The organism is Vibrio sp. R15-SG3-ISO1B (genome assembly GCF_059833835.1).
The window spans coordinates 1-23,991 of the sequence record NZ_JCBDGG010000017.1 but is presented as its reverse complement, the minus strand read 5'-3'; the positions used below and the strand labels follow the sequence as shown (position 1 = coordinate 23,991).

Genomic DNA, 23,991 nt, shown 5'->3' with positions numbered 1-23,991 from the left:
AACCGTTATTGATAAATAAAAAACTTAATTAGCGTCGGATAGCTAGTGATCTAGATCATGTTTGACGCGATTATTTTGTTTATGAACCGATGTTTCGATTTTGGTCACGGAACTAAACGTAATACAAAACTACAATACACTTAAATTAAAACAGTGTTTCGAGGTTCTGCTATGGAATTTGATTATCTTGTCATCGTGGGCTATTTCGGCCTAATGGTGGCGATCAGTTTGCTATTCAAAAAGATGGCGAGCAACAGCACCAGTGACTACTTCCGCGGGGGCGGTAAAATGTTGTGGTGGATGGTAGGTGCAACGGCGTTTATGACGCAGTTCTCTGCTTGGACGTTCACAGGCGCAGCCGGTAAAGCCTTCAATGATGGTTTTGCGGTACTGGGCGTATTCTTCGGTAACATCATGGCGTACGTCGTGGCTTACCTCTACTTTGCTAAGCGTTTCCGCCAAATGCGTGTCGACACCCCAACGGAAGGTATTCGTCGTCGTTTTGGTAACACCAACGAGCAGTTCTTCACTTGGGTTATCATCCCTCTTAGTGTGATCAACGGCGGTGTATGGCTAAACGGTCTGAGCGTATTCGCTTCAGCGGTATTTGACGCTGACATCATCACCACTATCTGGGCAACCGGTATTGCGGTTCTGATCATCTCTCTATTGAGTGGTGCTTGGGGCGTAGTGGCATCGGACTTCATTCAAACCTTGGTTATCGCGATCATTTCGATTGCGTGTGCAATCGTGGCGCTGGTTTACATCGGTGGCCCAGGTGAGATCATTACTGAGTTCCCATCAGGCTTCTTCATTGGTCCTGACATGAACTACCCACTGATGACGATCTGTGTGTTCCTGTTCTTTGTGGTGAAACAGCTGCAAAGTATCAACAACATGCAAGACTCTTACCGTTTCCTAAACGCAAAAGACTCAAACAACGCAACCAAAGCGGCGTTAATGGCAGGCGCAATGATGCTTGCAGGTGCGGTGATTTGGTTCATCCCACCTTGGGTAACTGCGATTGTGTTCCCAGATGCAGCGGCTCAGTACCCAGCACTTGGCGCGAAAGCCAGCGATGCGGTTTACCTAGTCTTTGCTCGTGAAATCATGCCTGTGGGTACTGTTGGTCTGCTGATGGCGGGTCTATTTGCTGCGACCATGTCTTCAATGGACTCAGCACTAAACCGTAACTCAGGTATCTTTGTCCGCAGCTTCTACGCAACGATCGTTCGTAAAGGTAAAGCGTCTGACAAAGAACTATTACGCGCGGGTCAGCTAGTGTGTGTCGCGAACGGCCTAATGGTTATCATGATGGCGCAGTTCTTCACATCTCTAAAAGAACTCAGCCTATTTGACCTAATGATGCAAGTGTCTACCTTGCTACAAGGTCCAATTCTTGTTCCTCTATTCTTCGGTATGATTATCCGTAGAACGCCAAAATGGGCACCGTGGGCAACCGTAGTATTCGGTGGTTTGGTCTCTTGGTCTGTGATCAACGTGTTCACACCACAAGTGGTTGGCGGCTGGTTCGGCATGACGGATCTAACAGGGCGTGAAATCTCTGAGATGCGTACGATGATCACTATCGCAGCGCACCTATTCCTAACCGCGGGCTTCTTCTGGGCAACCACCTTGTTCTACAAAGAAGAGACAGACACGCAGTTGGCGGAAACTGAGAAGTTCTTCAACGATGTGGAAACTGAAGTGGTCGCGTCTGAAGGTCAAGACATCGTTGACCGCATGCAGCGCAACAAGCTAGGTACATTGGTTATCTACATGGCGGGTGGCTTGAGCTTGATGGTATTGATTCCAAACCCACTGTGGGGACGCTTCGTGTTCGCCTGTTGTGCGGCCGCTATATTCGCCGTGGGTTATGCACTGAAGAAGAGTGCTCAGGTTGGTGATGAAAAAAAGCTCACTGAGCAAACCAACTAATCACGTTTAAATCATGATTGGCCACCTCCTCGGAGGTGGCTATACCAATTAAGAATTTAGGAGAATTTAAAATGGCCAAAGGTAATGTGATTCAACTGGGCTTTGAAACCTTCGTTGATAGCGATACCCAAGTGAAGGTAACGCGTCTGACACCGACTGATGTGATTTGTCACCGTAACTACTTCTACCAGAAATGCTTCACCAAGGATGGCTCAAAGCTCCTATTTGCTGGCGATTTTGACGGCAACCGCAACTACTACCTATTGGACTTAAAAACTCAGCAAGCGACTCAGCTGACAGAAGGTGCGGGCGATAATACATTCGGCGGTTTCATCTCTGACGACGACCGCTCTTTCTTCTACGTGAAAAACGAACTCAACCTGATGAAGGTTGACCTCGAAACACTAAACGAAACTGTCGTTTACACCGTTGATGAAGAGTGGAAAGGCTACGGCACTTGGGTAGCAAACTCAGAGTGCACTAAGTTGGTGGGCATTGAGATCCTTAAAGCGGATTGGCAACCACTGACTTCTTGGGAAAAATTCGCTGAGTTTTACCACACCAACCCAACTTGTCGCTTAATCAAAGTGGACATCGAAACGGGTGAGTTGGACGTAGTTCACCAAGATAACGCATGGCTAGGCCACCCAATCTACCGTCCATTTGACGACTCAACCGTTGGCTTCTGTCACGAAGGTCCACACGATCTGGTTGACGCACGTATGTGGCTAGTGAACGAAGATGGCTCAAACGTTCGTAAGATCAAAGAGCATGAAGAAGGCGAATCTTGCACGCACGAATTCTGGATTCCAGATGGCAGCGCAATGGCTTACGTGTCTTACTTCAAAGGTCAAACGGATCGCGTGATCTACAAAGCGAACCCAGAAACGCTTGAGAATGAAGAAGTGATGGTGATGCCACCATGTTCTCACCTAATGAGTAACTTCGACGGTTCTTTGATGGTGGGTGACGGCTGTGATGCGCCGGTGGATGTGGCAGACGCAGAAAGCTACAACATCGAGAACGACCCGTTCCTATACATCATGAACACCAAGAATAAGAGCTTTGCGAAACTGGCTAAGCACAGTACCTCTTGGGACGTGCTAGACGGTGATCGTCAGATCACTCACCCACACCCATCGTTCACACCAAACGACGATGGCGTACTGTTCACCAGTGACTTTGAAGGTGTGCCTGCAATCTACATCGCAGACCTACCAGAAGAGTACAAGAACTGATTCTGACTGACGAATCCAAGGCCAGCCGCCGATCGGTTGGCCTTTTCGTTGCTTTCACCCCACTCGCACACGCGGCTGGGGGGATGCCATAACTTAAGGCTCAATACTTAAGGCTGGTTCAATGAACAATCACTATATTCACGACAATTTTCTCCTCAACTCGACACTCGCTCAGCACCTCTATCACAACTACGCCGCGCCCATGCCCATTATTGATTATCATAATCACTTGGAAGCGCAGGACATCTTAGACAACACCCCCATTCAAAACTTGGCCGAAGCTTGGCTGCACAGCGATCACTATGTGTGGCGTGGGATGCGCAGCAACGGCGTGGATGAGCACTTTATTACCGGTGCGGCGAGTGATGCTGAGAAATTTGCCAAGTGGTGCGAGTCTGTGCCGTACTTGCTCGGTAACCCGCTCTACCAATGGTCGCATCTTGAGTTAAAGCGCTTTTTTGAGTGTGATTTGCTGATAAACCCTGACAACGAGCAAGCGATTTGGCAACATTGCCAACAGCGACTGGCGACTCAGCCGTTGACCACCCGCGAGGTGCTCACCTCGCTCAAGGTTAAAACGCTCTGTACTACCGACTCTCCGCTGAGCGATTTAAGCGCGCACGCCGCGCTCAAGCAATCTGATTTTTCCGTACAAGTGCTGCCGACGTTTCGCGCCGATGAGCTGCTGGCGTTCGATACCCCTGCTGCGCTGCAGACGGTGACGGGGAAATTGGCGGCGCTGACGGGTAATCTAATCGAACACTGGGATGACTACCTTGCTGCCATTGACGCGCGCATAGAGACTTTCCACGCGCTCGGCTGCCGCTTGTCTGATCTCGGCTTAACGCAGGTGGTGTATACACCATGCACGCCAGAAGAGGCCAAAGCAGCCTTCTCGACGCTGCTCAGTGGACAAGCACTGAGCGAGTCTGAACAAGTGGCGCTGCGCACTCGTCTGTTTATTGAGCTTGGCCGACGTTATCACCACTATGGCTGGAGCATGCAACTGCACATCGGCGTGTTGGTCAACGTCAATCAAAGGCGCAAACAGGCGCTGGGTGGTGGCACCGGGTTTAGCGTCATCAACGATTTGTCGATTGCTCAGCCATTGGCGCAGTTGCTCAGTGCGCTGGATGAAAGTGCCGAGCTGCCCAATACCGTGCTCTACAATCTCAACCCTAACCACAACGCGGTGCTGAGCTGCATGGCTGGCGCTTTCCAAGACAGCGATCGCGCCGCAGGTAAAATCCAGTTCGGTGCGGCGTGGTGGTTCAACGATCACAAAGATGGCATGGTGGCGCAACTGACGACGCTGAAAAACCTCGGCGCATTAGGGCGATTTGTCGGCATGTTGACCGACTCACGCAATGTGCTCTCTTTCAGCCGCCACGAATATTTCCGCCGCGTATTGTGCGATCTGTTGGCGAAGTGGGTCAGCGAGGGTGAGCTTCCTTACGATGAGTCACTGCTCAAAACTACGATTGAAAACATTTGCTATTACAACGCCAAGCGCTATTTCGGCTTCTCAACGACTCAGCTGGAGACGTCTTCATGATTCAATTTTCTCACTCTGACATGGGCCTCATCCGCGAGCGCGCCACCCCTAAGGTGATTGAGGCGCTCAAATCCAATAATCAGATTGTGCTCGAGAACGATATCCTCGTGCCGTGCGATGGCCGCGCAACGTGGAACCTCTACTACTACTGCCCAGAGCACGGTGTGCGTTTGACGTGGGATCGCGACAAGCCGCTCTCACACTGCTGCCCAGTGGACGGCAAAGAGTTTACCGGCGAACCCTATGATGGCGCATGGTGGCGCTGGATGAACGGTCTGAACGCCAAAGCGTGTTACGACCTTGGCTTGCTGTGGCAGATCACCAAAGAGCCGCTCTACCTTGAGAAAGTCACGGCGATTTTGCTTGAATACGCCAAGTACTACCCAGATTACGAAATTCACGGCGGTATTCCGTACAACGGGCCAGGCAAAGCCAACGCGCAAACCCTGTGTGAGGCCAACTGCCATATTGATATGGCGCGAGGTTATGATTTCATCCGTGAAGCGCTCAGCGCAGAGCAACAAGCGGTAATTGAGACGCGCCTGTTGCGTGAAGGGGCCGAGTTCCTGATGGAATACCGCACTCCGCAGTTGCACAACCATGAGATGAAAATCAACGCCACCGTGGGTGTGATTGGTCTGATTCTCGATGATTCGCGTTACCTCGATTTCGCGCTCAATACCGATTACGGCCTGCACTATCAGCTCAATCATGGCTGTTTGGGTGAGGGAATGTGGTTTGAAGGCTCGATTCACTACCACTACTACGCGCTGCAAGCGTTAATGAATTTTGAGAAGATCGCGTGCAACACGCCCTATTCGGTCGCCTCAAACCCGAATTACCTCAAGTTGCTGACTTTCCCGCTCAGTTTGGTGATGAACACCGGCGCCTTCCCGCGTCTTAATGACTGTATCGCAGGGCAAGAGCAGCTTACCCATGCGCACATTTTTGAGTTTGCTTACCGACAAACCCCATGTGAGCCGTTTGCACGCATGCTCAGCAGCATCTACCAAAACATAGAGCGCGATAACATTGATGCGCTGCTTTATGGCGTAGACACCTTACCGGAGGCGACGCCGCTTGCCTGCCACACGGTACACGCCAAAGAGGCTGGGATCAGCTTGGTGTACGATGACAAACAAGACAACGCCTTGCTACTTAAACACGCGCCCTATGGCGGTGAGCACGATCACTATGACCGCCTTGGCATGGTCTTAACCCGCGCAGGCAAAGAGATTCTGCCAGATCTTGGCACCACAGGTTACGGCGCTGAGCTGCACTACGGCTACTACAAAAACAGCGCGACGCACAACACCTTAGTCGTGAACCAGAAAAACCAGTCTCCTATCAACCCGACCTTGCTGGCCTATCAGCAGAGCGATGCACTGACGGTGATTGATACGCAAGTCGATTGGTCTAAGCCGCCAGCGCAAGTCGATAGCCACACGCTGGAGCATTGGGACAGCAAAGCGTACCAAGATGTGCGTTTTCGTCGTACCTTACTCTGGCTAGGCGATGCAGCGATCGAGCTTAACCGCATCGAGAACCCGCACCAACAGCACCTAGACTTGACCTATCACGTGCGCGGAAAACACCAGTTGGCTCAACGTGGTGAGGCCATCGACAATCCACTTGAAGGCCCATTAGCCCGCATGACAGACACCCAGTGGTTGGCAGAACAGAGCGGCTTAACGCTACGTTATGAGATTGAAGATCAGCCGACATTCAGTCAATTCATCGCCAGCGACACGCCGCTAGGCTTGCTCACGGGCTACGCCCCAGATAACCCAGCCACCAGTGATTTGGCCTACAGTGTGCTCAGAAGCCAAGCGACATTGTGTCAGGTTACGGTACTGCACGATTTGTCTTTAGACGGGCGCTACCAAGGGCTTAATGTTGAGTGGCAAGCGGAGCAAGTGGTCGTGCGTTACCAACGTGATGGGCATTGGCATGAGCTGCGTTATGACTGGACTCAGTGTCAGGTGGTATAAGCAAGCATCGCACACGCATGTCATCGTCATGTGCACTTAACGTGCATACTAACGTGACAGCCACCCTAGATCGGTGATGTGAAAAAGGCAGCGTTCATTGGGCGCTGCCTTTTGTTTCGGCTGGCATAATCCATCGTTCCCCATTATGTTAGAGATGACATCAATCAAGGAGACACACTATGGTAACGGCGCTATACGCGGTGATATTAGCCGGATTATTGATTTCGCTTGCGTGGCAAGTGATCAAACAACGACGCGCAGAGCTCATAAAATACGCTGACGGCGGCGTCGAAGCGCTGGTTTTAGCTCGCAGCGCACACAGCAATGCGGTTGACTATATTCCGATCACTCTGATTTTAATGGCCTTGGCGGAATACAACGGTGTGCATGTCGGCTTTATTCATTTGGCGGGGATTGCGTTTGTGATTGGGCGAGTGCTGCACGCGAAAGCGATTTTATCCGATACGCTAAAGCACCGTATCACTGGAATGAAATTGACCTTCTTCGTCATGGCCGCGCTGATGGTGTTAAACCTCATCGCGCTGCCGTACTCGAAACTGCTCGGATAGATAATAAGAGCGCCGCGTATCAGCGGCGCTTGAGTATCAACGGAACAACCAAGTATTGAGTTTGGTGCCATCCACGGCTTTCACCAGTAGAAACGTCAAAGTGAGTGTACCCACAAAGATACTGGCATCTCGCATCAACCCCTCTAATTCCAACGCCCCGGCGATGTTGAACATCACTATCATCATCGGTAAATGCGCGACGTAAACCGGCAACACGTAGCGGGCGAGCCCCGTCAGCCAATGACCTTGGCCGAGCGAAGGCTTGGTCAATAACCAGAGAAAACAGCCCGTTCCCCACAGCGCCGTGCCAAACAGAAAATCATTGGTGTTGAAAGGCTGGTCATAAAACGACAATCCGTACGCTTCAGCGAAATGAACCAACATCCCCAGCGCCGCCATCGTCAGTGCCTGTGCACTGCTCACGCGCCATTGTTGACGGCGAATCACGATGCCCAATGCGAACAGGAGCGTTGAGAAAAATGGTCCGTTACGGGTGAAAAACGGCGACCACAGATCCGTTACCCCTTGATAGCTGCCTGCCAAAACGCCGTGGACATACAGTAGCAACGCTAACGGAATCAACCACTGGGATTGGGAAAGGTGCGCCAACCCTGACGCAATCGCCGCCGCTAACACCAACGCCGGGATAAACCACAAGTGCACCAGTCCGCCTTCAAGCAAGGTATTAAGCGGTGTAGAGAGTAAAAACTGCCAGTAGCCCATGCGATCGGCCAAGTACCCTTGTTTCATCACCACATTGAGGTTAAACGGCATCACAAGACAAATCACACTCCACACAACAAAAATGCGCAGTAGCGGTGCGCTGTAGGCTTTGAGCGTCGCGATGGGGTTGGCGTCCAGTTTAGGGGCAATCAAATACCCCGAAATCAAAAAGAACAGCGGCACAGCAAAGCGTGTCGCCTGATTGAAAATGTACCCAAACCATGGGGTGCCATCCGATAGCCAGTAGGAGAGAAATGGCTGCCCATGCATAGCAACAATCGCGATGATCGCCACCACACGGCCAAGTTCGATACTCTGGATTTTTTCTTTCTGCATAATAATTATCATTGTTAACAACCGGCCCCTAGATATATCAGCTCACCGCGCAGGCAAGGCGGGGTGAAATCAAGGAGTCGGGCAGGAAGGATGGGCTGTGTGTTGTTTTTGTGGGGGAGTTCAAATGTTTGGTTGGTGTGGCAGTAGCGTGACTCATTTTTGCCCCAAAGTGAGTTTGCGAGAAGTCCATTTAAACGCCGTGAATCAATTTTCCATTAGAAAATCTAATGTTAAGAAGCTCGTTCACTATTTAGAAAAGTGTTATCAGTAATAACCCTTCATAAGCAAATTACGAAGGGCAAACAACCAAAACTTTAAGTTTGCACAGTGAGTACAATTTTTCCAACATGCTGTTTTTCTTTAAATTCCATCTGTGCTTGAACAATTTCCTCTAGCGGGAAGGTCTTAGCTATTAATGGCTTGATATTACCTTGTTCTATGTAATGGACTAGGTTAGTAAAAACACTCGGCTCGAGTACCGTACAACCATAGAAGCTTAAATCCTTAAGGTACAGTGTGCGTACATCTAGCTCTACCAAAGGCCCACCTATTGCGCCAGATACAGCGTAGCGACCTTTGGGGCGCAGAACCTCTAAAAACTGATACCATTGGTTGCCAGCGACTAGGTCGATAACCACGTCTACACTATTTTTTCCTAATGTGTCAGCGAGGTCTTCGTCTCTGTTGACCACCATATCAGCGCCAAGCTCTCTAACTAATTCGCGCTTATTCGAGCTGGTGATCGCAATTACTATCGCGCCACGAGCTTTAGCAAGCTGAATTGCTGCTGAGCCTACCCCTCCAGATGCGCCTGAGATCAATACATGATCGCCTTCTTTGACTTTGGAACGGGTCAACATGTTTTCCGCGGTAGAATAAGAACACGGAAATGATGCGAGTTCTATATCATTTAAGTCTGAATTTATTTTATAGGCGTGCTTTGAAGAAACGACAGCATACTCAGCAAAACCACCATCACATTCAGAGCCAAAATACCACGGAGACTTCTTATTCTCACCGTTTACATCGACAATACATGGTTCAACTAGAACACGTTCTCCGATACGACTTAAATCAACGGAGCGGCCAACTGCAACAATTTGACCGCAAACATCTGCTCCTTGGATTCTAGGAAAGCTCAGTGCGTTACCACTCCAGCTAGCATCTTCACTGTTTTGGTCACCTTTTGAGTACCAGCCAATACGAGTATTGATATCTGTGTTATTGACTCCTGCCGCTGATACACGAATTAATACTTCAAAGTCTTTAGGTGTTGGGACTGGAATATCGTCACGATACTCCAGCATATTAGAACCACCGTGACCATTAAGTAATATAGCTCTCATTGTTTTCGGTATTTTAGTCATACTTTGTTCTCTGATAGTAATGCCAAGATTGTGTGTTGTGCTGATTGAATCGCGTCATTTCCTATAATCGGCCACGCGCTCGATACTCCTTCATGAAGTAGATACAAGGGAATAGCTAAGTCTTCGCGTAAGCTCTGTACGCCTAAGAAGATCTTAACTTCCTGTTTGTGATTTGTGACCGTATTAGAGATAAGTTCATTCTCAGGGAATGCTGCAAGAGCATTCAGAGACATACAACCATTTGGCGCGTTCTCAGCCATCCAAATCCCAAGCATGGTGAATATATGTTGTATAGAACCTAACCCTGCTTCTGGAGAGTGCTCTGACAAAAATTTTAGGTAACGTTGGTGGCGATGTTGCAAAGCTCCGACAATCATCTCTTCCTTAGATGGGTAGTGTTTGTACAAGGTTCTTAGGCTTACACCACAGGCGACTTTTAGTTGAGTTACACTCGGCTCTGCAAACCCATATTTGCTAAACGCTTGCTCTAAACTTGCAGCGATCTGGTCTTTTAACATAATGAAACCTATCAAGGTAGAACGTTTGTTTTACTTGTCATGGTAGAGGGATCGTTCTACCAATGTCAAGAAGGAGTTTTCAGGAGTGGAAATATTGGGGAAAGTATCAATACTGAAATGTATTTATGAATGGGCTTAACGAGGTACGTTTTGTTATCCGTATTTTTCTAATTTAGTAAGCTCTGTAGCTCACAAATGTCCAAAACCAAGCTATCAAACTGAAGCACACAGACGGCACAGCCACAGTGAGCGAAGGGATGAAGATACTCTTTTCCCATCAATCTAAAGCGTTGGCGAAGAGGGGAGTTCACTCATCCCGATGTCTTTTATGTATTTCTCTGGGAGTTTTTTTAATGCGGCTTTGAGCGCATTAAAGCACAATGGATCGATGGCTGTGCCGACGTTTTCTTCCATGATTTCTAATGTTTTTGGAATCGGAATGGCGCCTCGATAAGGGCGTTCAGCGGTAATGGCGTCAAAAATATCAGCCGTGGTAATAATCCGTGTCATCATCGATATTTCTTCGGCAACCAACTTGTCGGGATAGCCTGTTCCATCTAACTTCTCGTGATGGGCCGCCGCCATTTTGGCAAAGTGTCTGAGCGGCGATATCTTTTCAAGGATCTCTCTTGTCAGCACCGTGTGGTTTTGCACTTGTGCCCATTCGTCGTGATCCAATTTTCCTGGTTTATCCAAGATGGTGTTGCTGACCCCAAGTTTGCCGAGATCATGCAAGAGTGCGGCGCGTTTCAGCCATAGTCGATCCTCTTGGTCAATATTGAGTTCTTCGGCAATGAGGGTGCTAAAAACAGCCACTCTGGCGCTGTGTCCGGAGGTAAAAGGACTCTTGGCGTCGATGATCTTGCCAAACGCGGTCACGATTCGGTCGAAATAATCATCGTCTAAGGGAATCATCGCTTTTGCGGGTGACATTGAGAGGACAAAAGAGACGATAGATGGAGCGTTGAGCGCCTCAATAAAATCCGCGCTCTCTTCCAACTGCTTGACGATGGTCACTAAGTTGGGATCTAGCCAGTTTCCGGAGCGACGTTCCAGTTCAGAAAAGGCAATGCTCAAATCATGTTCACGTTGGAACACATCCATCACTTGAGCGAGAAGTGCAATTCTTGAAAAGAGTGGGATGTGATCATGTTGCAGCCCTTCAGGACGACCTGACCCGTCCCAGTGTTCATCCAAATGTTTGATACCCTGCGCCACGTTTTCACTGAACAAGAGTTCACGCGCGACTTCAGCACCTTTTGTGCAACGTGTTTGGATCAGCTCTTGCGCGTAATCAGTACCATTTTTTAAGATGTCAATGGTGGTCGAAATACGCTTGCGCCAATGCTCTCCCGAGCCTGCATTTTTAAGTACAAAGTTAATCGCGCTCGTCAGGCTAGTGCCGACCGTTTTATAACGTTGTTTAAACGTCAGATCATCGGTGGCGTAAAGTTCGCAAATACGCGCGGCATTACTGCTACAACCCGCATCCTTGAGTAACAACGTAAAATACAGGTCATGCAGCTCTGATGAGGAAAGGTTCATTCGCTCACCAATATGCATGCCTATCCAGCAGCAACGCATGCTGTGTTCAGGGGGCTGGCCCTCTGTCATATCGAGTGCGACGGTCAGTGAAGAAATCAGTTCCGCCAAAGGCATATTGAGGTTTGAACCCTGTAACAACATCATGCTCTACTTATTCACATGTAAACAAAAATTGTAGTGCAATCATTCGTTATCGCCTAATGACAAACGATAAAAGCTTGGCGAACGATCCAGGAGCGACCGTTCCTCCTCGTTTTCGATGTTCCGCTAAGACTTCACACTTGGCAAAAAAGTACGAACGTGCTAAAAAGGCGTTCAGTCCACACAGTGAGTCACCGATGAGTAAAGGCAAAATAACCCGCGAGAATATTCTGAGCAAGGCATTTGAACTGGCCAGTGAAAATGGGTTGGAGAGCCTGACGATCGGAGAGTTGGCGAAGCAGTGTGGTATGTCTAAGAGTGGGTTGTTTGCCCATTTTAACTCGAAAGACAACTTGCAAATTGCGGTTCTGGAGTACGCCAACCTCGTGTTTACCGAGCGAGTAATCGCGCCAGCGAGGGCGCAAGGTGATGACAACATCGAGCGCAAACTGCGCAGCCTGCTCGACAATTGGTTGGGGTGGAACCACTCGTTTCAAGGCAGTTGTATGTTCCTTGATGCGTGGAAAGAGGCGTGCCCACAACCGACGCCGACGCAGCAAGTATTGAAGAAAACCATCGCCACTTGGATTGAGTATTTGCGCATTCAGGTAGCGAAAGGGATCGAGAGTGGCGAGTTCGACAGCCAGCTCGATCCAAAACAAGCCACGTTCGAGTTGTATGGGCTTTATTTGAGTGCCCATCTGTTTTACTCCATCCACGGCGAGCAGGCGAGTTATGCGCTGTTCTGGTCTGGGGTAGAAGCGCTGTTGCAGCGCTGGAGAGTGAGCGCTTAACCAACAGAATAAACAACACGCGTCATCGATTGACGCGGTTTTTTTAACTTAAAATAGTACGGTCGTTCGTTTTTACGAACAGATAAGGATACGACCATGAGTGATAAGATCTATTTCAATACATCAACGAAATTCAGCTTAAAGAAAAGCATGGTGAACTGGGGCACAAGGCTTCATCACACCTTAGCGCCTAAGCATGCAGAAAAAACGGCGCGCAAACTCTTGCTGACGCCGGTGCGCACCAAACCGAAAAACGCCGCACCACAAGGGTTGATTGAAGGCGAAGTGCAAAGTGGGGAGGGGGTGTTGAAAACCTATCGCTTGGGGTCGGGGCCGGTGTGGGTGTTGACCCACGGTTGGTCGGGCAGCGCAAGTCAGTTCTACCCTTTGATGGCGCATATTGCCAAGCGAGGTTACACCGCTCTGGCGTATGATCACCCGGCTCATGGTCAAAGCGAAGGCGTCTATGGCCATATTCCTGCCTTTGTTCAAGGGCTAGAAGCGGTGCTCGACAGTGTCGATGATGTGGCGGGTCTGGTTGGGCACAGTATGGGAACTGCGTCTGCGATTGAGTGCCATCACCAAAAACTGGTGGATAAGCCGATGTTGCTGATTGCGCCGGTGTTGGACTACCTCGACAATCTGTTCGGCAGCATTTCTCGCTCCGGTTATTCGATGCGTTTGTTTGATGCGGTGGTATCGAAAGTGGAAGAGCAATATCGCTATCCGATCCAATCCATCGATCCCTACAACAAACTCAAATTGCGCCAAGCGCCGACCATTATCGTTCATGATCAGCAAGATAAATTCACTCACTTTTCAGTGTCAGAAAAAGCGGCCAGTGAGATGGCGAACGTCAGCTTGGTGGCGACACAGGGCCAGGGGCATGGTCGCGTGATGAAGTGCCCACAAGTGATGGAAAGTTTCGATAAATTAACGGCTTAGTGAAGCGTTTGTCCGCCTGTTACTGATAGTTAAGTCATTAATATCCATGGTATTGATGGGGTTAACAAATTCGCAAAGGAAATTATTTCCGCCTGCAACATTGTGGGATCATCTAGGGGCCAGTTCGGCCCTTAGAAGGAAATATAATAATGCATAAAAATGATAGTGTCCCTTTGCCCACCAATACCCGAGAGTGGTTATTTAACCGTAACAGCGCCATCGTCTTAGCGGATATAGCGCTGTTTTTGCTGCTCTATTTTACCCTCCCGTTTGATACACCCGTTGTACTGGGTATCAGCATGCTGTTGTTTATCGCCATTTTATGGCTCACCGAGGCGTTGCACGTGACGGTGACGGCCATTCTTGTCCCTGTGATGGCGGTGTTTTTTGATGTGTTTGACACCCAAACCGCGCTCAACAACTTTGCCAATTCCATTATCTTCCTGTTCCTTGGCGGTTTCGCCCTAGCGGCGGCGATGCACAGGCAAGGCTTGGATAAGGTGATTGCCGATAAAGTCTTGATCCTGGCCAAAGGCAAAATGAATGTGGCAGTGTTTATGCTGTTTGGGGTGACCGCTGGGTTGTCGATGTGGATCAGCAACACCGCAACAACGGCGATGATGCTGCCGTTGGTGCTCGGCGTACTGAGTAAAGTTGATGCAGATAAAGAGCACCCAACCTATGTGTTTGTGCTCTTGGGTATCGCCTACAGCGCCAGTATTGGCGGTATTGCCACCATCGTCGGTAGCCCACCGAATGCCATCGCCGCAGCGGAAGTGGGGCTAACTTTTACCGATTGGATGCGCTTTGGTGTACCGACGACGTTGGTGCTTTTGCCTGTCGCGATGGCTGTGCTGTATCTGATGCTCAAACCCAACTTGCAAGGCAAATTTGAGCTTAACTATCAGCCAGTGCAGTGGGATAAAGGCAAAATCGTCACGTTAGGTATTTTTGCTGCCACGGTTTGTCTGTGGATTTTCAGTAAGCCGATTAATGCCATGCTGGGCGGTTTTGCTAAGTTCGATACGCTGGTGGCGCTCGGTGCAATTGTCGCGGTGAACTTTGCGCGCGTCGTGCACTGGAAGGACATCGAAAAAACCGCAGATTGGGGCGTGTTACTGCTGTTTGGCGGCGGGATCTGCCTGAGTAATGTACTCAAAGCGACGGGTACCAGCGTCTTTTTGGCCAATGTCCTCAGCGAGGCGATTGCTCACCTTGGCATAGTGTTCATTGTGGCGGTGATTGCGATTTTTGTCGTGTTTCTTACCGAGTTTGCCAGCAACACGGCGAGCGCAGCCTTGTTGATTCCGGTTTTTGCCACCGTCGCCGAAGCGTTTGGCTTATCGCCAGTAATTCTGTCTGTGCTGATTGCGGTTGCTGCCTCTTGCGCCTTTATGTTGCCGGTCGCCACGCCGCCCAATGCCATCGTGTTTGGTTCAGGTCACGTGGAACAAAGTGAGATGATGAAAGTCGGTATTGTGCTTAATCTTGCTTGTATCTTAGTGCTGACGGGCATTGCCCTCACGTTTTGGGCATAACGCAATTGAGGCGCCTAGAGCGCCTCTTCTTCTTGCACGGTATTCACCTTGGCTTGGGTAGAATGGCAGGATGTGGATTGTGGTTTCGATGACGATAGTGCGCCAGATAATTGCATGGCGGTGTGCGCATCGATGCGACTCGCGTCAAACAGCAAGTAACTGCGCTGGGCGCTACCATCTTGATGCGGCACAATGCTCAATGTACCTTTAAATCCAAGGCGAGAAAGATGCTGGCACAGCGCCTCGGGTGCGATGTCATAAACGGGGTGCAGATATGGCATTAAAGTGTCGGCCACCCAAGCGTGTGTTTGGTAATGTGCCATTGCATTTTCTAGGTGGTCTGAATCGGTAAATTCGATGATCTCTAGTACGTGTTCCAATCGCATCGAGGTGCTAATTCCATTTTAATCATAGAGTTAATAATGGTGATACTACATCAATCCCCTCTGTTGTCACCTGTAATGGATCAATTTATCTTGTGCTCTATGCACGCGACCTAAATCAAAAAGGAATGGCGATGAATCACGAACAATTCAACCAGTTCTGCCGCGCCTTACCGGCAACCACACATGTGGTGCAATGGGGCAACAGCGAGGTGTGGAAAGTGGGTGGCAAGGTGTTTGCCATCGGTACGCGCACGCCAAGTGGTACGCCTGCTTACACGTTTAAGACATCAGAGAGAAACTTTGTCTTCCTCAGTGAAAGTGACGGTTATATTCCGGCGCCGTACTTTGCCAGCCGCGGCATGAAATGGATTCAGCAAATCGATGCCTCGCCCGAGCGCGATGAAGCGCTCCATTACTATTTGCATGCCTCCTACCAACTGGTGAGCAAAGGACTGAGTCAGCGTGTGCGTAAAGAGCTGGGTATCGAGCTCGAGAAGTAACGCAGGGTCGCGCAAAAATTTGGTACACTCATCCTATGATTTCATTGTTAGAGACGTCGTTTGCACACCCATCAGACACTGACGTTTGCCACCGCAAACCTGTTCAATTTTGTCGCGCCGCCCAACGCGTTTTATGATTTTGAGAATATCTATGAGACGCCAGCGTGGGCGGAAAAATGTCGCTGGACGAAGGAGAAATTAACGCTTCTTGATGCGGATATCGTCGGGCTGCAAGAGGTGTTCTCGATTGAGGCCGCGAGACAGATGATGGCGGATCTCAGGTATGGCTATTTTGCGGTCGTCGACACGCCGCATATTGAGCAGGAATACATCTACTCCCAGCCCGTTGTGGCGCTGGCGTCTCGCTACCCAATCACACGTTGTCAGGCGGTGACGCCGCCTAGCGCTTTAATGGAGTGCTATGACGTTCCCTTTCCAGATTTTAGTCGTCAGCCGATTGCGGCCGTGGTCTCGGTGCCCAATATAGGCGAAGTTTCCGTTTATGTGTGTCACCTAAAATCTCAACGCGCGACAGAGAGCGCAAGTGGTGAGAGTGAGCATCCACTTCTCGGGCGCTGGTTGTCTCATCAACAACGTGGCTGGGAAGCCGTGATGCTTCGAATTGCGATGGAAAACGCCTACCGGTCACATCCAGTGCCGACTGTGCTGATGGGTGATATGAATCAAAGTTTGGACAGCGTACTGACCGGGCAACTCACGCTCAATGCCAGCAGCGACAGTGCGACACTCACACTTGAAGACAGCTGGAGCCTCTACCAAGCCAATGACAAAGCAAAAGACCGAGCGGCCACACATTATCATTTCGCAACGGGCAATGTGTTGGACTACCTGCTTCTATCGCAAGAGTTTCAAGCTCACTCGCCATACTCACTTGCGGATGTTGTGGGCTATCAGGTGTTGGATCAACATCTGATTAATCCGTCCTTCGCGCAAGATAGCCAAGCGAGCGATCACGCGTTTGTCTCGGTGACGGTCTCGTTTGTTTTATAGTTTGACAACACAATAGGAAACTCAACCATGATTGAATGGCCATGCATGTTCAAGTTAGACGGCGATTACGAGCTACTCTATATACCCTCTCAAGATATATTGGAAAGTGAACTCACGTCGCTGATCTGGAGTGAAGACGATTGGCTGATTGATAGCCGTGGTCGGTGTTTTCTCATCTCAACAGACGAGCAAGGCTATCACTACCAGCCTCACAGCGAGCTTATTACGCTCGAACAAGTGACCCAATGGGTACAAGAACATGAGTTTGCCAAGGTGGAAATGTGCTTGACGAAAATCCACTTTACTTCAATACAGCAAGCCATCGAATCGCTGAGCGTGGCGTAAGTCACCTCAAATGACAACGCAGAAAACAAAACAGGGAGCCGTGGGCTCCCTGTTGGTCAGTGATGTTGTTATTCTTCGATGCGATTGGCTGCCCAAGCGTACATCAACTCTAGTGCGATGGTGGCGCCCGCAAGTGAGGTGAGGTCTGCGTGGTCGTAGGGAGGAGACACTTCTACGACGTCCATACCGACGATGTTCATACCGGCAAAACCGCGGATGATTTTCAGCACTTTATCAGAGTTCAGACCGCCACATACCGGGGTGCCTGTACCGGGTGCAAAAGCTGGGTCTAAACAGTCGATGTCAAAAGTCACGTACACCGGTTTGTCGCCGACGATGTCTCGCACTTGTGCAACAATCTCACTCGCGCTCAGTTCATTGGCTTCCATCGCATTGATGACGTTAAAGCCATGATCTTGCTTTTTGTATTCCGTACGAATGCCAATTTGTACTGAGTGTTTAGGCGAAATCAACCCTTCTTTTGGCGCATGATAGAACATAGTGCCATGATCGTATGAGCTGCCGTTCGCGTAGGTGTCGGTGTGCGCGTCAAAGTGGACGAGCGCCATTTCACCGTGATGCTTCGCGTAGGCGCGCAAGATGGGTAAGGTGACAAAATGGTCTCCGCCCAATGCCAACATGGTTTTACCATCACGCAAGATTTCACTGGTCGCCGCTTCAAGGCGGTAAGTGAAGTCTTCAGCGTCGCCGCAGTCAAACACCAAATCACCCGCGTCAATCACGTTAGCACGTTTGAACACGTTGAAATCCCATGGGAACTTTTTGCTTTCCCAAGCCAAGTTGACCGAGGCACGACGAATGGCGTCAGGGCCCATACGCGCGCCAGGTCGTCCTGACGTCGCCATATCTAAAGGTACGCCGAGGATAACCAAATCGGCATCACTGCCGATAGGGTCGCGCATATAAGGGCGACGACAAAAGGTCATCGCGTTGGAGTAGAGCGAATAATCGATTTTGCTAAACAAATCGTTCACTTAGAAATCCTCTAAATAGGTATAGCCACTTAAGCCTTGCTCAAGTTCTTGCAATACGCTTTGCTGTTCTTGTTCACTGACGCGTTGCGTGACCAGTTCACGGTAGTGCTCACGGATGTTATCGACATCAATATGCACGTAGCGCATCATATCTTCTACAGTGTCGCCCTCATCGATACGCTCGATGATAGGTTCGCCACTGTCATCTACGGTCACGACCGCACTGTGCGTGTCACCGAATAAGTTGTGCATGTCCCCCAAGATCTCTTGGTAGGCACCGACCAAGAAAAAGCCCATAAAGTACGGCTTATCTTTGCTCCATGCTGGGACAGGGAGAGTCGTCTCAATGCCTTGACCATCGACGTACTGATCGACAGTACCGTCTGAGTCACAGGTGATGTCGAGCATTACCGCGCGTCGGTCTTCGACATTCTCAAGCCCTGACAATGGCAGGACAGGGAACACCTGATCAATGCCCCAAGCGTCAGGTAGCGATTGAAACAGCGAAAAGTTGATGAAGAACTTATCCGCCAAACGCTCACTCAGTTCGTCCAAAATAGGGCGATGGAAGCGGTTTTTGGTGCTCATCAATCGGCTGAGCTCGTAGTAAATACGCAATGACATCTGCTCTGCCCAAGCGCGCTGGTGCAGGTTCAACACCCCCGCAGCAAATAGCGAATGCACTTCGGCAAGGTCGCTTTGCGTATCGTTGTAAATCTCAATTAATGCACGCGCATCACTGCCATCTTGCAAGCTTTCCCAGTTGCGCCACATGTTTTGTAGCAGCAGAGGGTCATCAAGTTCTGGCTCATTGACCACTTCCGGCTGGTAGGCTTCTGTGCCGATCACGTTGGTGATCAGTACCGCGTGATGGGCGGTAAGTGAGCGACCCGATTCGGAAATGATCGTCGGCATAGGCTGTTCGTACTGCGTGCACACATCCCCAACCGTGTTGACGATGTTGCGCGCATATTCAATCAAGCCATAGTTCATCGAGCTGGTGGATTGGCTACGTGTGCCGTCGTAGTCCACCGCGAGTCCGCCACCAATATCGAAATATTGAATGTTGGCACCCATGCCGCGCAGTTCACAGTAGAAGCGCGCCGATTCATTGACACCATTACGAATATCGCGGATGTTCGCCATCTGCGAGCCCAAGTGGAAATGCACCAGTTGCAAAGAGTCCAATTGGTTCTCTTTCGTTAGCCTATCAATCACGCTAAGCACTTGTGATGCCGCTAGACCAAACTTCGATTTGTCACCGCCGCTTGATTGCCATTTCCCCGCACCTTGAGAGGCCAGGCGAATACGAATGCCCATGCGCGGTTTAACGCCAAGACTTTTCGCTTCTTTAAGCACTAAGTCCAGCTCGGACATTTTCTCAAGCACGATGAAGACTTTGTGGCCCAGTTTTTCACCGATAAGCGCGAGGCGAATGTACTCTCTGTCTTTATAGCCGTTGCAGACGATCACTGAACTCGCTTTTTGCGCCAATGCCAGTACCGCCAAAAGTTCAGGCTTACTGCCCGCTTCTAGGCCAAGTTGTTTGGTCTCTAGTTGCGCTTGGCTGGCAAGGATCTCATCGACCACTTCTTTTTGTTGGTTCACTTTGATCGGGTAAACCAGCAAGTAGTTATTCGGGTATTGGTACTCATCAATCGCTTGGTTGAATGCGTCACAGATGCCGTGCACACGTTGATGCAGGATCTGAGGGAAGCGGACCAGTACCGGCAAATTAAGCTGTTTTTGTTCGAGTTGAGCGACAATTTTGCTCAGTGGCACTTGGTGATCTTGACCAAGCGCAGGTGACACATACACCTCACCTTGGTTATCGATACCGTAAAAGCCTTGGCTCCAGTGTTGAACATTGTAGTCAGCGCGAACGCGGTCGAGTTTGGAAGAATTTTCCACATCAAGTCTCACAAAGATAAAGAATAAAACATGACTTCAGTGTAGTTAGAAATCATACGAGTCGCGGGCTTAATTTGATGACCGGGTTATCGCGACGAGCGCATTAACGGACAAACGCCCCCTGGTGTCCAACAAAAACAATTTGTCGATAGGACAAGGATTACTTTACGCCTGCTTCATCAAAAATTTCGAACTATTAAGCCAAATTTATCCGCTGTTTGTGAGCGCAAGCATCTCTTAATCTAGGAGAAAAGAAAGAGGAGTAATGTCATGATCACAGTGAGACACGCACACGATCGCGGCCGCGCCAATTTTGGTTGGCTCGACAGCAAACACACGTTTTCATTTGGCCACTATTACGATCCGCAGCAGATGGGTTTTTCCGCGCTGCGCGTCATCAATGACGATGAAGTGGCACCCGGCGCGGGGTTTGATACCCACGGTCACCGAGATATGGAAATCATCAGCTACGTTCTTGAGGGCACCATCGAACATAAAGACAGTGAAGGCAATATTAAGTCACTGCCTGCGGGTGAGTTCCAATTGATGTCGGCGGGAAAAGGCATCTATCACAGTGAATACAATGCGTCGAAAACCGATGCATTGCGCTTCTTGCAAATTTGGATTGAGCCGCACACTTTCGGTCAAACGCCTGGTTATCAGCAAAAAGACTTTGGTCAAGCGCCTGGGTTAACGACCATCGCGACGCCCACAGGCGAGGCGGGTACCTTACATATTAAACAAGATGCCCAACTACATCAGCTGATTTTATTACCGGGGGAATCGCTGGAGTACGCGCTTGGCGCTGATCGTAAGGTGTATGTGCACCAAATCGACGGCACGTTAGAGGTTGACGGGAATCCCCTACAAGGGGGAGATGGTGCAAAGGTAGAGTCCACCTCTCGAATCACGCTCATCAACCGCGGCGCTGACAACGTCAAAGCGTTGCTGTTTGATCTTCCCTAGCGCCTCAAGAGTAAATAGAGAAAGCGTGATGTCACTGGCGTTCTCCAGTGGCTAAATTGTACACACAGAGCCATACTTGAAATGAGAACATAACAGGAGGGTCAGCGATGAAAAACGAACTGGATCCGACCAAAGTATTGCAGGCTTACGAGATGGTAATGGCGCGCGGTACGCCGACCGAGTTTGGCAAGATGTATGAAGGGGTCGAAGCGTTTTCCGACTATGATGGCTACAACGTCTTTCTACGCGGTAACGGCGTTGAACTCAAAATCGGTTTCCACAACACCTATCATTTGGAGTATGACCAAGAGCATCTAAGAGACAGCTTCTTGAAAAAGGTCGCCTCTTTGGCCAAATAGCCGAGCCGCAGAAAAGTTAAAACCCAGATTGTTGCCAATCTGGGTTTTGTTATTCTGTGCTTGCGGGTCGAGATTAATCTTCTTCCACCAAGCTCACATCATCGGCGTAATCTTCCACATTGCCATCTGGTTTTGAACGACCATTTAGGGTGTGAAAGCGTTTACGACCACGAGCGAGTTGAACGTATTTTAACCACACACGTTCCAGCTTGGTTTTCGCTTTTCCAGGGTTTTCGATAACTTTTACGAAATGCTTTTCTTCTGCGTTTTCAGGTGAGAGATCGCCGTTCTCTAAGCCCAACATGGTGTCACCATAGAGGGTTAGGATTTCTTCTTCAGCGAGCGTAAAATCACCAGACTTAGCAAAGCCGCGTGGAAACTTAGTGTTGTCGTAAAAACGTTTTTTGCCGTGACGAAATTCAGTGTCAGACATTGTGGTAGCCTCTGTAACCTACAATTGATAAATGACCTAAGCGGTACAGATCGAAAATTAGGCGCAAAGTTAGCAAAAGGAAAACAAAACTTTTTTATTGTCACTATTAAACATTTTTATGGTTTTAAGGTAACATTTTGCCCATTCAATGGTTTGCTTAATGGCAAGATTTGGTAGGCTTGAACGCTTGCACTTTGAGGAATATTAATGGACGTTAAAGTCTTCAGAACCTTTTTAGAATTGGCCAATGTACGCCACTTTGGTCGTGCGGCGGAAAACCTGTACATCACTCAAGCTGCGGTTAGCGCACGTATTAAGCAATTGGAAAGCTATTTTGATACGCAACTCTTCATCCGTGATCGCAACAACATCAAACTGACTTCCGCCGGTGAGCGCTTGATTGGCTACGCGGAAGTGATGGTCAGCACCTTGCAGCAGGCGAAATTAGAACTCTCCCTAGAAAATGGCAAAGCACTGCAACTGACCCTAGGCGGGACGCCAAACGTGTGGGATGCGTATCTGCAAAATGGCTTAAGCCTCATCACGGATGCCTTCAGTGGTTATGGCTTTATGGCTGAAATCATGGGCAGAGAAGCACTCAATCGCAGTTTGCAAGAACGTACCTTGGATATGGCGTTCGCCTTTGACCAAATCAAAGCCGATGAGCTCAATTGTAAAAAAGTCGCGGATGTGGTGTTGGTCTTGGTTTCGACCTCAGAGGGCACCGTGGATCAAGTGCTGGAAGACAAGTACGTGTATGTCGATTGGGGCACTAAGTTTGCCTCTGAACATGCTGAGCGTCACCCTAAAATCCCAGCGCCTTATCTACGTACTTCAACGGCGCGCATCGCTTTAGACTTCATCCTTGAAAAGGGAGGAAGTGCTTACTTACCGACCTCTCTTGTCGAGCCCTTCTTAGCCAGCGGGCAATTGGTCAAAGTGGATGACGTGGCAGAGTGGTATCGTCCGATCTACTTGAGTTATCGTAAGGCGAGCACGTCGATTGATGCCATCAGTCAGGTAGAGAAGTTGGTGAAAACCATCGATCCTGTCACGGCGTTCAGCTTTCAGCAGATGGCGGATTGGCCGGTAGACGAGTAGGCCTGAGTGGTTGAAACGGAATAGTTGGAAACGGGCTGGTAAAAACTAGCTCGATAGAAAAGAAAAACCTCGACGATCCGATTAAGTGAAGCGTCGAGGTTTTTTTGTGTCTAGCAATCGAGAAAGTCGGGTTATACGAGCTCAGCCAATTGAGTAAGTGCTTGCTCACGAGCTTCTGCAGCCGGCTCATCACCCATGTTGAGTGCTTCTGCGTAAACAAACTCAACGTCGGTAAGGCCGATAAAGCCAAGAATCGTGGTGAGGTAACTTTCAATCGAGTTACGAGGTGAATCTTTGTGTAGACCACCGCGTGTTGTGACCACCACGACTTTTTTGTTTTCAAGTAGGCCAACAGGACCGTTTTCCGTGTAGCTGAACGTGACGCCCGCACGAGCAATCAAGTCGAAGTAGTTCTTCAGTTGAGTCGGGATCAAGAAGTTGTACATCGGTGCGCCAATCACGATCTGATCGGCCGCTTTGATTTCATCGATCAACTGGTTCGAAAGTGCGAGCACTGCTTTGAGCTCGTCAGATAAATCTTCTGCTGGGCTACGAAGCGCAGTAGCGACGTTAAGGTCAAGAACAGGGATTGGGTTGGCGGCCAAATCACGCTCGATGATGCCTGATTTTCCCTCTAGCACCTTGTCAATGATTTGGTTTGACTGAGAGTGCTCACCCAAGATGCTGGATTTTAGAACGAGTGTCTGTGCCATAATTTTATCCTTTCAATGAAGTTCTTAAACTCTAAACACGAATCGCAGAACGGTTAAGTGTGTCTAGCTCGGC

23 protein-coding genes are annotated in these 23,991 nt (G+C 49.4%); 14 read left to right on the top strand and 9 right to left on the bottom strand.

What is annotated here, in order from left to right:
- The first annotated feature begins 171 nt into the window (after positions 1-171).
- From AC6R0S_RS05245 to AC6R0S_RS05225, 5 genes are all read left to right on the top strand, one after another.
- Positions 172-1,938, top strand: a complete 1,767-nt coding sequence (locus AC6R0S_RS05245; protein WP_500627916.1) for a sodium:solute symporter family transporter — start codon at positions 172-174, stop codon at positions 1,936-1,938.
- A gap of 71 nt (positions 1,939-2,009) precedes the next feature.
- A complete protein-coding gene (locus AC6R0S_RS05240) occupies positions 2,010-3,176 on the top strand; it encodes an oligogalacturonate lyase family protein (protein ID WP_500630995.1) in 1,167 nt (388 codons plus the stop codon).
- Between the two features lie 121 nt (positions 3,177-3,297).
- A complete protein-coding gene (gene uxaC / locus AC6R0S_RS05235) occupies positions 3,298-4,731 on the top strand; it encodes a glucuronate isomerase (protein WP_500633142.1) in 1,434 nt (477 codons plus the stop codon).
- A complete protein-coding gene (locus tag AC6R0S_RS05230) occupies positions 4,728-6,722 on the top strand; it encodes a heparinase II/III domain-containing protein (RefSeq protein ID WP_500633141.1) in 1,995 nt (664 codons plus the stop codon). Before uxaC ends, AC6R0S_RS05230 begins: the two co-directional genes overlap by 4 nt.
- 179 nt (positions 6,723-6,901) lie before the next feature.
- Positions 6,902-7,291: an MAPEG family protein gene (locus AC6R0S_RS05225; RefSeq protein ID WP_500630998.1), complete on the top strand. Its 390-nt coding sequence runs from the start codon at positions 6,902-6,904 to the stop codon at positions 7,289-7,291.
- Positions 7,292-7,327: 36 nt separating this feature from the next.
- Here the strand turns inward: AC6R0S_RS05225 and AC6R0S_RS05220 are convergent, their stop codons facing one another.
- The 4 genes from AC6R0S_RS05220 to AC6R0S_RS05205 all read right to left on the bottom strand — a co-directional run bounded on the left by AC6R0S_RS05220 (position 7,328) and on the right by AC6R0S_RS05205 (position 11,921).
- Entirely contained in the window at positions 7,328-8,350 is a 1,023-nt protein-coding gene (locus tag AC6R0S_RS05220; protein ID WP_500637384.1) for an acyltransferase, read from the bottom strand.
- A gap of 314 nt (positions 8,351-8,664) precedes the next feature.
- Complete coding sequence (locus AC6R0S_RS05215) at positions 8,665-9,717, bottom strand: alcohol dehydrogenase family protein (RefSeq protein WP_500637383.1); 1,053 nt, start codon at positions 9,715-9,717, stop codon at positions 8,665-8,667.
- On the bottom strand, positions 9,714-10,235 hold the full coding sequence (locus AC6R0S_RS05210) for a TetR/AcrR family transcriptional regulator (protein WP_500637382.1): 522 nt from the start codon (positions 10,233-10,235) through the stop codon (positions 9,714-9,716). Before AC6R0S_RS05210 ends, AC6R0S_RS05215 begins: the two co-directional genes overlap by 4 nt.
- Positions 10,236-10,517: 282 nt before the next feature.
- Positions 10,518-11,921 (bottom strand): HD-GYP domain-containing protein, encoded by a 1,404-nt coding sequence (locus AC6R0S_RS05205; RefSeq protein ID WP_500637393.1) that lies wholly within the window; start codon positions 11,919-11,921, stop codon positions 10,518-10,520.
- Between the two features lie 197 nt (positions 11,922-12,118).
- Here AC6R0S_RS05205 and AC6R0S_RS05200 point away from each other — a divergent pair, with 197 nt between their 5' ends.
- The 3 genes from AC6R0S_RS05200 to AC6R0S_RS05190 all read left to right on the top strand — a co-directional run bounded on the left by AC6R0S_RS05200 (position 12,119) and on the right by AC6R0S_RS05190 (position 15,198).
- The gene (locus tag AC6R0S_RS05200; protein WP_500637381.1) at positions 12,119-12,715 is read left to right on the top strand and encodes a TetR/AcrR family transcriptional regulator; all 597 of its coding nucleotides are present in this window, start codon (positions 12,119-12,121) and stop codon (positions 12,713-12,715) included.
- Between the two features lie 96 nt (positions 12,716-12,811).
- A complete protein-coding gene (locus tag AC6R0S_RS05195; protein ID WP_500637380.1) occupies positions 12,812-13,660 on the top strand; it encodes an alpha/beta fold hydrolase in 849 nt (282 codons plus the stop codon).
- Between the two features lie 149 nt (positions 13,661-13,809).
- A complete protein-coding gene (locus AC6R0S_RS05190) occupies positions 13,810-15,198 on the top strand; it encodes an SLC13 family permease (protein ID WP_500637379.1) in 1,389 nt (462 codons plus the stop codon).
- 14 nt (positions 15,199-15,212) lie between these two features.
- Here the strand turns inward: AC6R0S_RS05190 and AC6R0S_RS05185 are convergent, their stop codons facing one another.
- Positions 15,213-15,584 carry a hypothetical protein gene (locus AC6R0S_RS05185; RefSeq protein WP_500637378.1) on the bottom strand — a complete coding sequence of 124 codons (372 nt, stop codon included), beginning with the start codon at positions 15,582-15,584 and terminating at the stop codon, positions 15,213-15,215.
- 131 nt (positions 15,585-15,715) lie between these two features.
- Between AC6R0S_RS05185 and AC6R0S_RS05180 the strand changes: the two genes are divergently transcribed.
- Genes AC6R0S_RS05180 through AC6R0S_RS05170 form a run of 3 tightly spaced genes read left to right on the top strand, consistent with a single transcriptional unit; the run spans position 15,716 to position 17,440 of the window.
- Positions 15,716-16,084, top strand: a complete 369-nt coding sequence (locus AC6R0S_RS05180) for an MmcQ/YjbR family DNA-binding protein (RefSeq protein WP_500627295.1) — start codon at positions 15,716-15,718, stop codon at positions 16,082-16,084.
- 60 nt (positions 16,085-16,144) lie between these two features.
- On the top strand, positions 16,145-17,095 hold the full coding sequence (locus AC6R0S_RS05175) for an endonuclease/exonuclease/phosphatase family protein (RefSeq protein WP_500637377.1): 951 nt from the start codon (positions 16,145-16,147) through the stop codon (positions 17,093-17,095).
- A 27-nt stretch (positions 17,096-17,122) separates the two neighbouring features.
- Positions 17,123-17,440: a DUF4144 family protein gene (locus tag AC6R0S_RS05170; protein WP_500637376.1), complete on the top strand. Its 318-nt coding sequence runs from the start codon at positions 17,123-17,125 to the stop codon at positions 17,438-17,440.
- Positions 17,441-17,508: 68 nt separating this feature from the next.
- Here the strand turns inward: AC6R0S_RS05170 and speB are convergent, their stop codons facing one another.
- The gene (gene speB / locus AC6R0S_RS05165) at positions 17,509-18,435 is read right to left on the bottom strand and encodes an agmatinase (protein ID WP_487902982.1); all 927 of its coding nucleotides are present in this window, start codon (positions 18,433-18,435) and stop codon (positions 17,509-17,511) included.
- Complete coding sequence (gene speA / locus AC6R0S_RS05160; RefSeq protein ID WP_500627291.1) at positions 18,436-20,358, bottom strand: biosynthetic arginine decarboxylase; 1,923 nt, start codon at positions 20,356-20,358, stop codon at positions 18,436-18,438.
- Positions 20,359-20,616: 258 nt separating this feature from the next.
- Between speA and AC6R0S_RS05155 the strand changes: the two genes are divergently transcribed.
- Positions 20,617-21,312 (top strand): pirin family protein, encoded by a 696-nt coding sequence (locus AC6R0S_RS05155; protein WP_500630936.1) that lies wholly within the window; start codon positions 20,617-20,619, stop codon positions 21,310-21,312.
- A 107-nt stretch (positions 21,313-21,419) separates the two neighbouring features.
- On the top strand, positions 21,420-21,671 hold the full coding sequence (locus AC6R0S_RS05150) for a DUF3081 domain-containing protein (protein ID WP_487902985.1): 252 nt from the start codon (positions 21,420-21,422) through the stop codon (positions 21,669-21,671).
- Between the two features lie 73 nt (positions 21,672-21,744).
- Here the strand turns inward: AC6R0S_RS05150 and AC6R0S_RS05145 are convergent, their stop codons facing one another.
- A complete protein-coding gene (locus tag AC6R0S_RS05145; protein ID WP_334553142.1) occupies positions 21,745-22,104 on the bottom strand; it encodes a MaoP family protein in 360 nt (119 codons plus the stop codon).
- 207 nt (positions 22,105-22,311) lie between these two features.
- Here AC6R0S_RS05145 and AC6R0S_RS05140 point away from each other — a divergent pair, with 207 nt between their 5' ends.
- Entirely contained in the window at positions 22,312-23,205 is an 894-nt protein-coding gene (locus AC6R0S_RS05140) for a LysR family transcriptional regulator (protein ID WP_500637375.1), read from the top strand.
- Between the two features lie 131 nt (positions 23,206-23,336).
- Here AC6R0S_RS05140 and AC6R0S_RS05135 read toward each other — a convergent pair whose 3' ends face one another.
- Entirely contained in the window at positions 23,337-23,918 is a 582-nt protein-coding gene (locus tag AC6R0S_RS05135) for an FMN-dependent NADH-azoreductase (RefSeq protein WP_334553146.1), read from the bottom strand.
- Positions 23,919-23,991: the final 73 nt, after the last annotated feature.

Bases quoted from the DNA above. Each gene is read 5' to 3' on its own strand.
- uxaC (WP_500633142.1), top strand. From the start codon at position 3,298: ATGAACAATCACTATATTCACGACAATTTTCTCCTCAACTCGACACTC.
- AC6R0S_RS05210 (WP_500637382.1), bottom strand. From the start codon at position 10,235: ATGTTAAAAGACCAGATCGCTGCAAGTTTAGAGCAAGCGTTTAGCAAA.
- AC6R0S_RS05185 (WP_500637378.1), bottom strand. From the start codon at position 15,584: ATGCGATTGGAACACGTACTAGAGATCATCGAATTTACCGATTCAGAC.
- AC6R0S_RS05215 (WP_500637383.1), bottom strand. From the start codon at position 9,717: ATGACTAAAATACCGAAAACAATGAGAGCTATATTACTTAATGGTCAC.
- AC6R0S_RS05180 (WP_500627295.1), top strand. From the start codon at position 15,716: ATGAATCACGAACAATTCAACCAGTTCTGCCGCGCCTTACCGGCAACC.
- AC6R0S_RS05240 (WP_500630995.1), top strand. From the start codon at position 2,010: ATGGCCAAAGGTAATGTGATTCAACTGGGCTTTGAAACCTTCGTTGAT.
- AC6R0S_RS05225 (WP_500630998.1), top strand. From the start codon at position 6,902: ATGGTAACGGCGCTATACGCGGTGATATTAGCCGGATTATTGATTTCG.
- AC6R0S_RS05195 (WP_500637380.1), top strand. From the start codon at position 12,812: ATGAGTGATAAGATCTATTTCAATACATCAACGAAATTCAGCTTAAAG.
- AC6R0S_RS05170 (WP_500637376.1), top strand. From the start codon at position 17,123: ATGATTGAATGGCCATGCATGTTCAAGTTAGACGGCGATTACGAGCTA.
- AC6R0S_RS05190 (WP_500637379.1), top strand. From the start codon at position 13,810: ATGCATAAAAATGATAGTGTCCCTTTGCCCACCAATACCCGAGAGTGG.
- AC6R0S_RS05145 (WP_334553142.1), bottom strand. From the start codon at position 22,104: ATGTCTGACACTGAATTTCGTCACGGCAAAAAACGTTTTTACGACAAC.
- AC6R0S_RS05155 (WP_500630936.1), top strand. From the start codon at position 20,617: ATGATCACAGTGAGACACGCACACGATCGCGGCCGCGCCAATTTTGGT.
- AC6R0S_RS05140 (WP_500637375.1), top strand. From the start codon at position 22,312: ATGGACGTTAAAGTCTTCAGAACCTTTTTAGAATTGGCCAATGTACGC.
- AC6R0S_RS05150 (WP_487902985.1), top strand. From the start codon at position 21,420: ATGAAAAACGAACTGGATCCGACCAAAGTATTGCAGGCTTACGAGATG.
- AC6R0S_RS05245 (WP_500627916.1), top strand. From the start codon at position 172: ATGGAATTTGATTATCTTGTCATCGTGGGCTATTTCGGCCTAATGGTG.
- AC6R0S_RS05220 (WP_500637384.1), bottom strand. From the start codon at position 8,350: ATGCAGAAAGAAAAAATCCAGAGTATCGAACTTGGCCGTGTGGTGGCG.
- AC6R0S_RS05205 (WP_500637393.1), bottom strand. From the start codon at position 11,921: ATGTTGTTACAGGGTTCAAACCTCAATATGCCTTTGGCGGAACTGATT.
- AC6R0S_RS05135 (WP_334553146.1), bottom strand. From the start codon at position 23,918: ATGGCACAGACACTCGTTCTAAAATCCAGCATCTTGGGTGAGCACTCT.
- AC6R0S_RS05200 (WP_500637381.1), top strand. From the start codon at position 12,119: ATGAGTAAAGGCAAAATAACCCGCGAGAATATTCTGAGCAAGGCATTT.
- AC6R0S_RS05230 (WP_500633141.1), top strand. From the start codon at position 4,728: ATGATTCAATTTTCTCACTCTGACATGGGCCTCATCCGCGAGCGCGCC.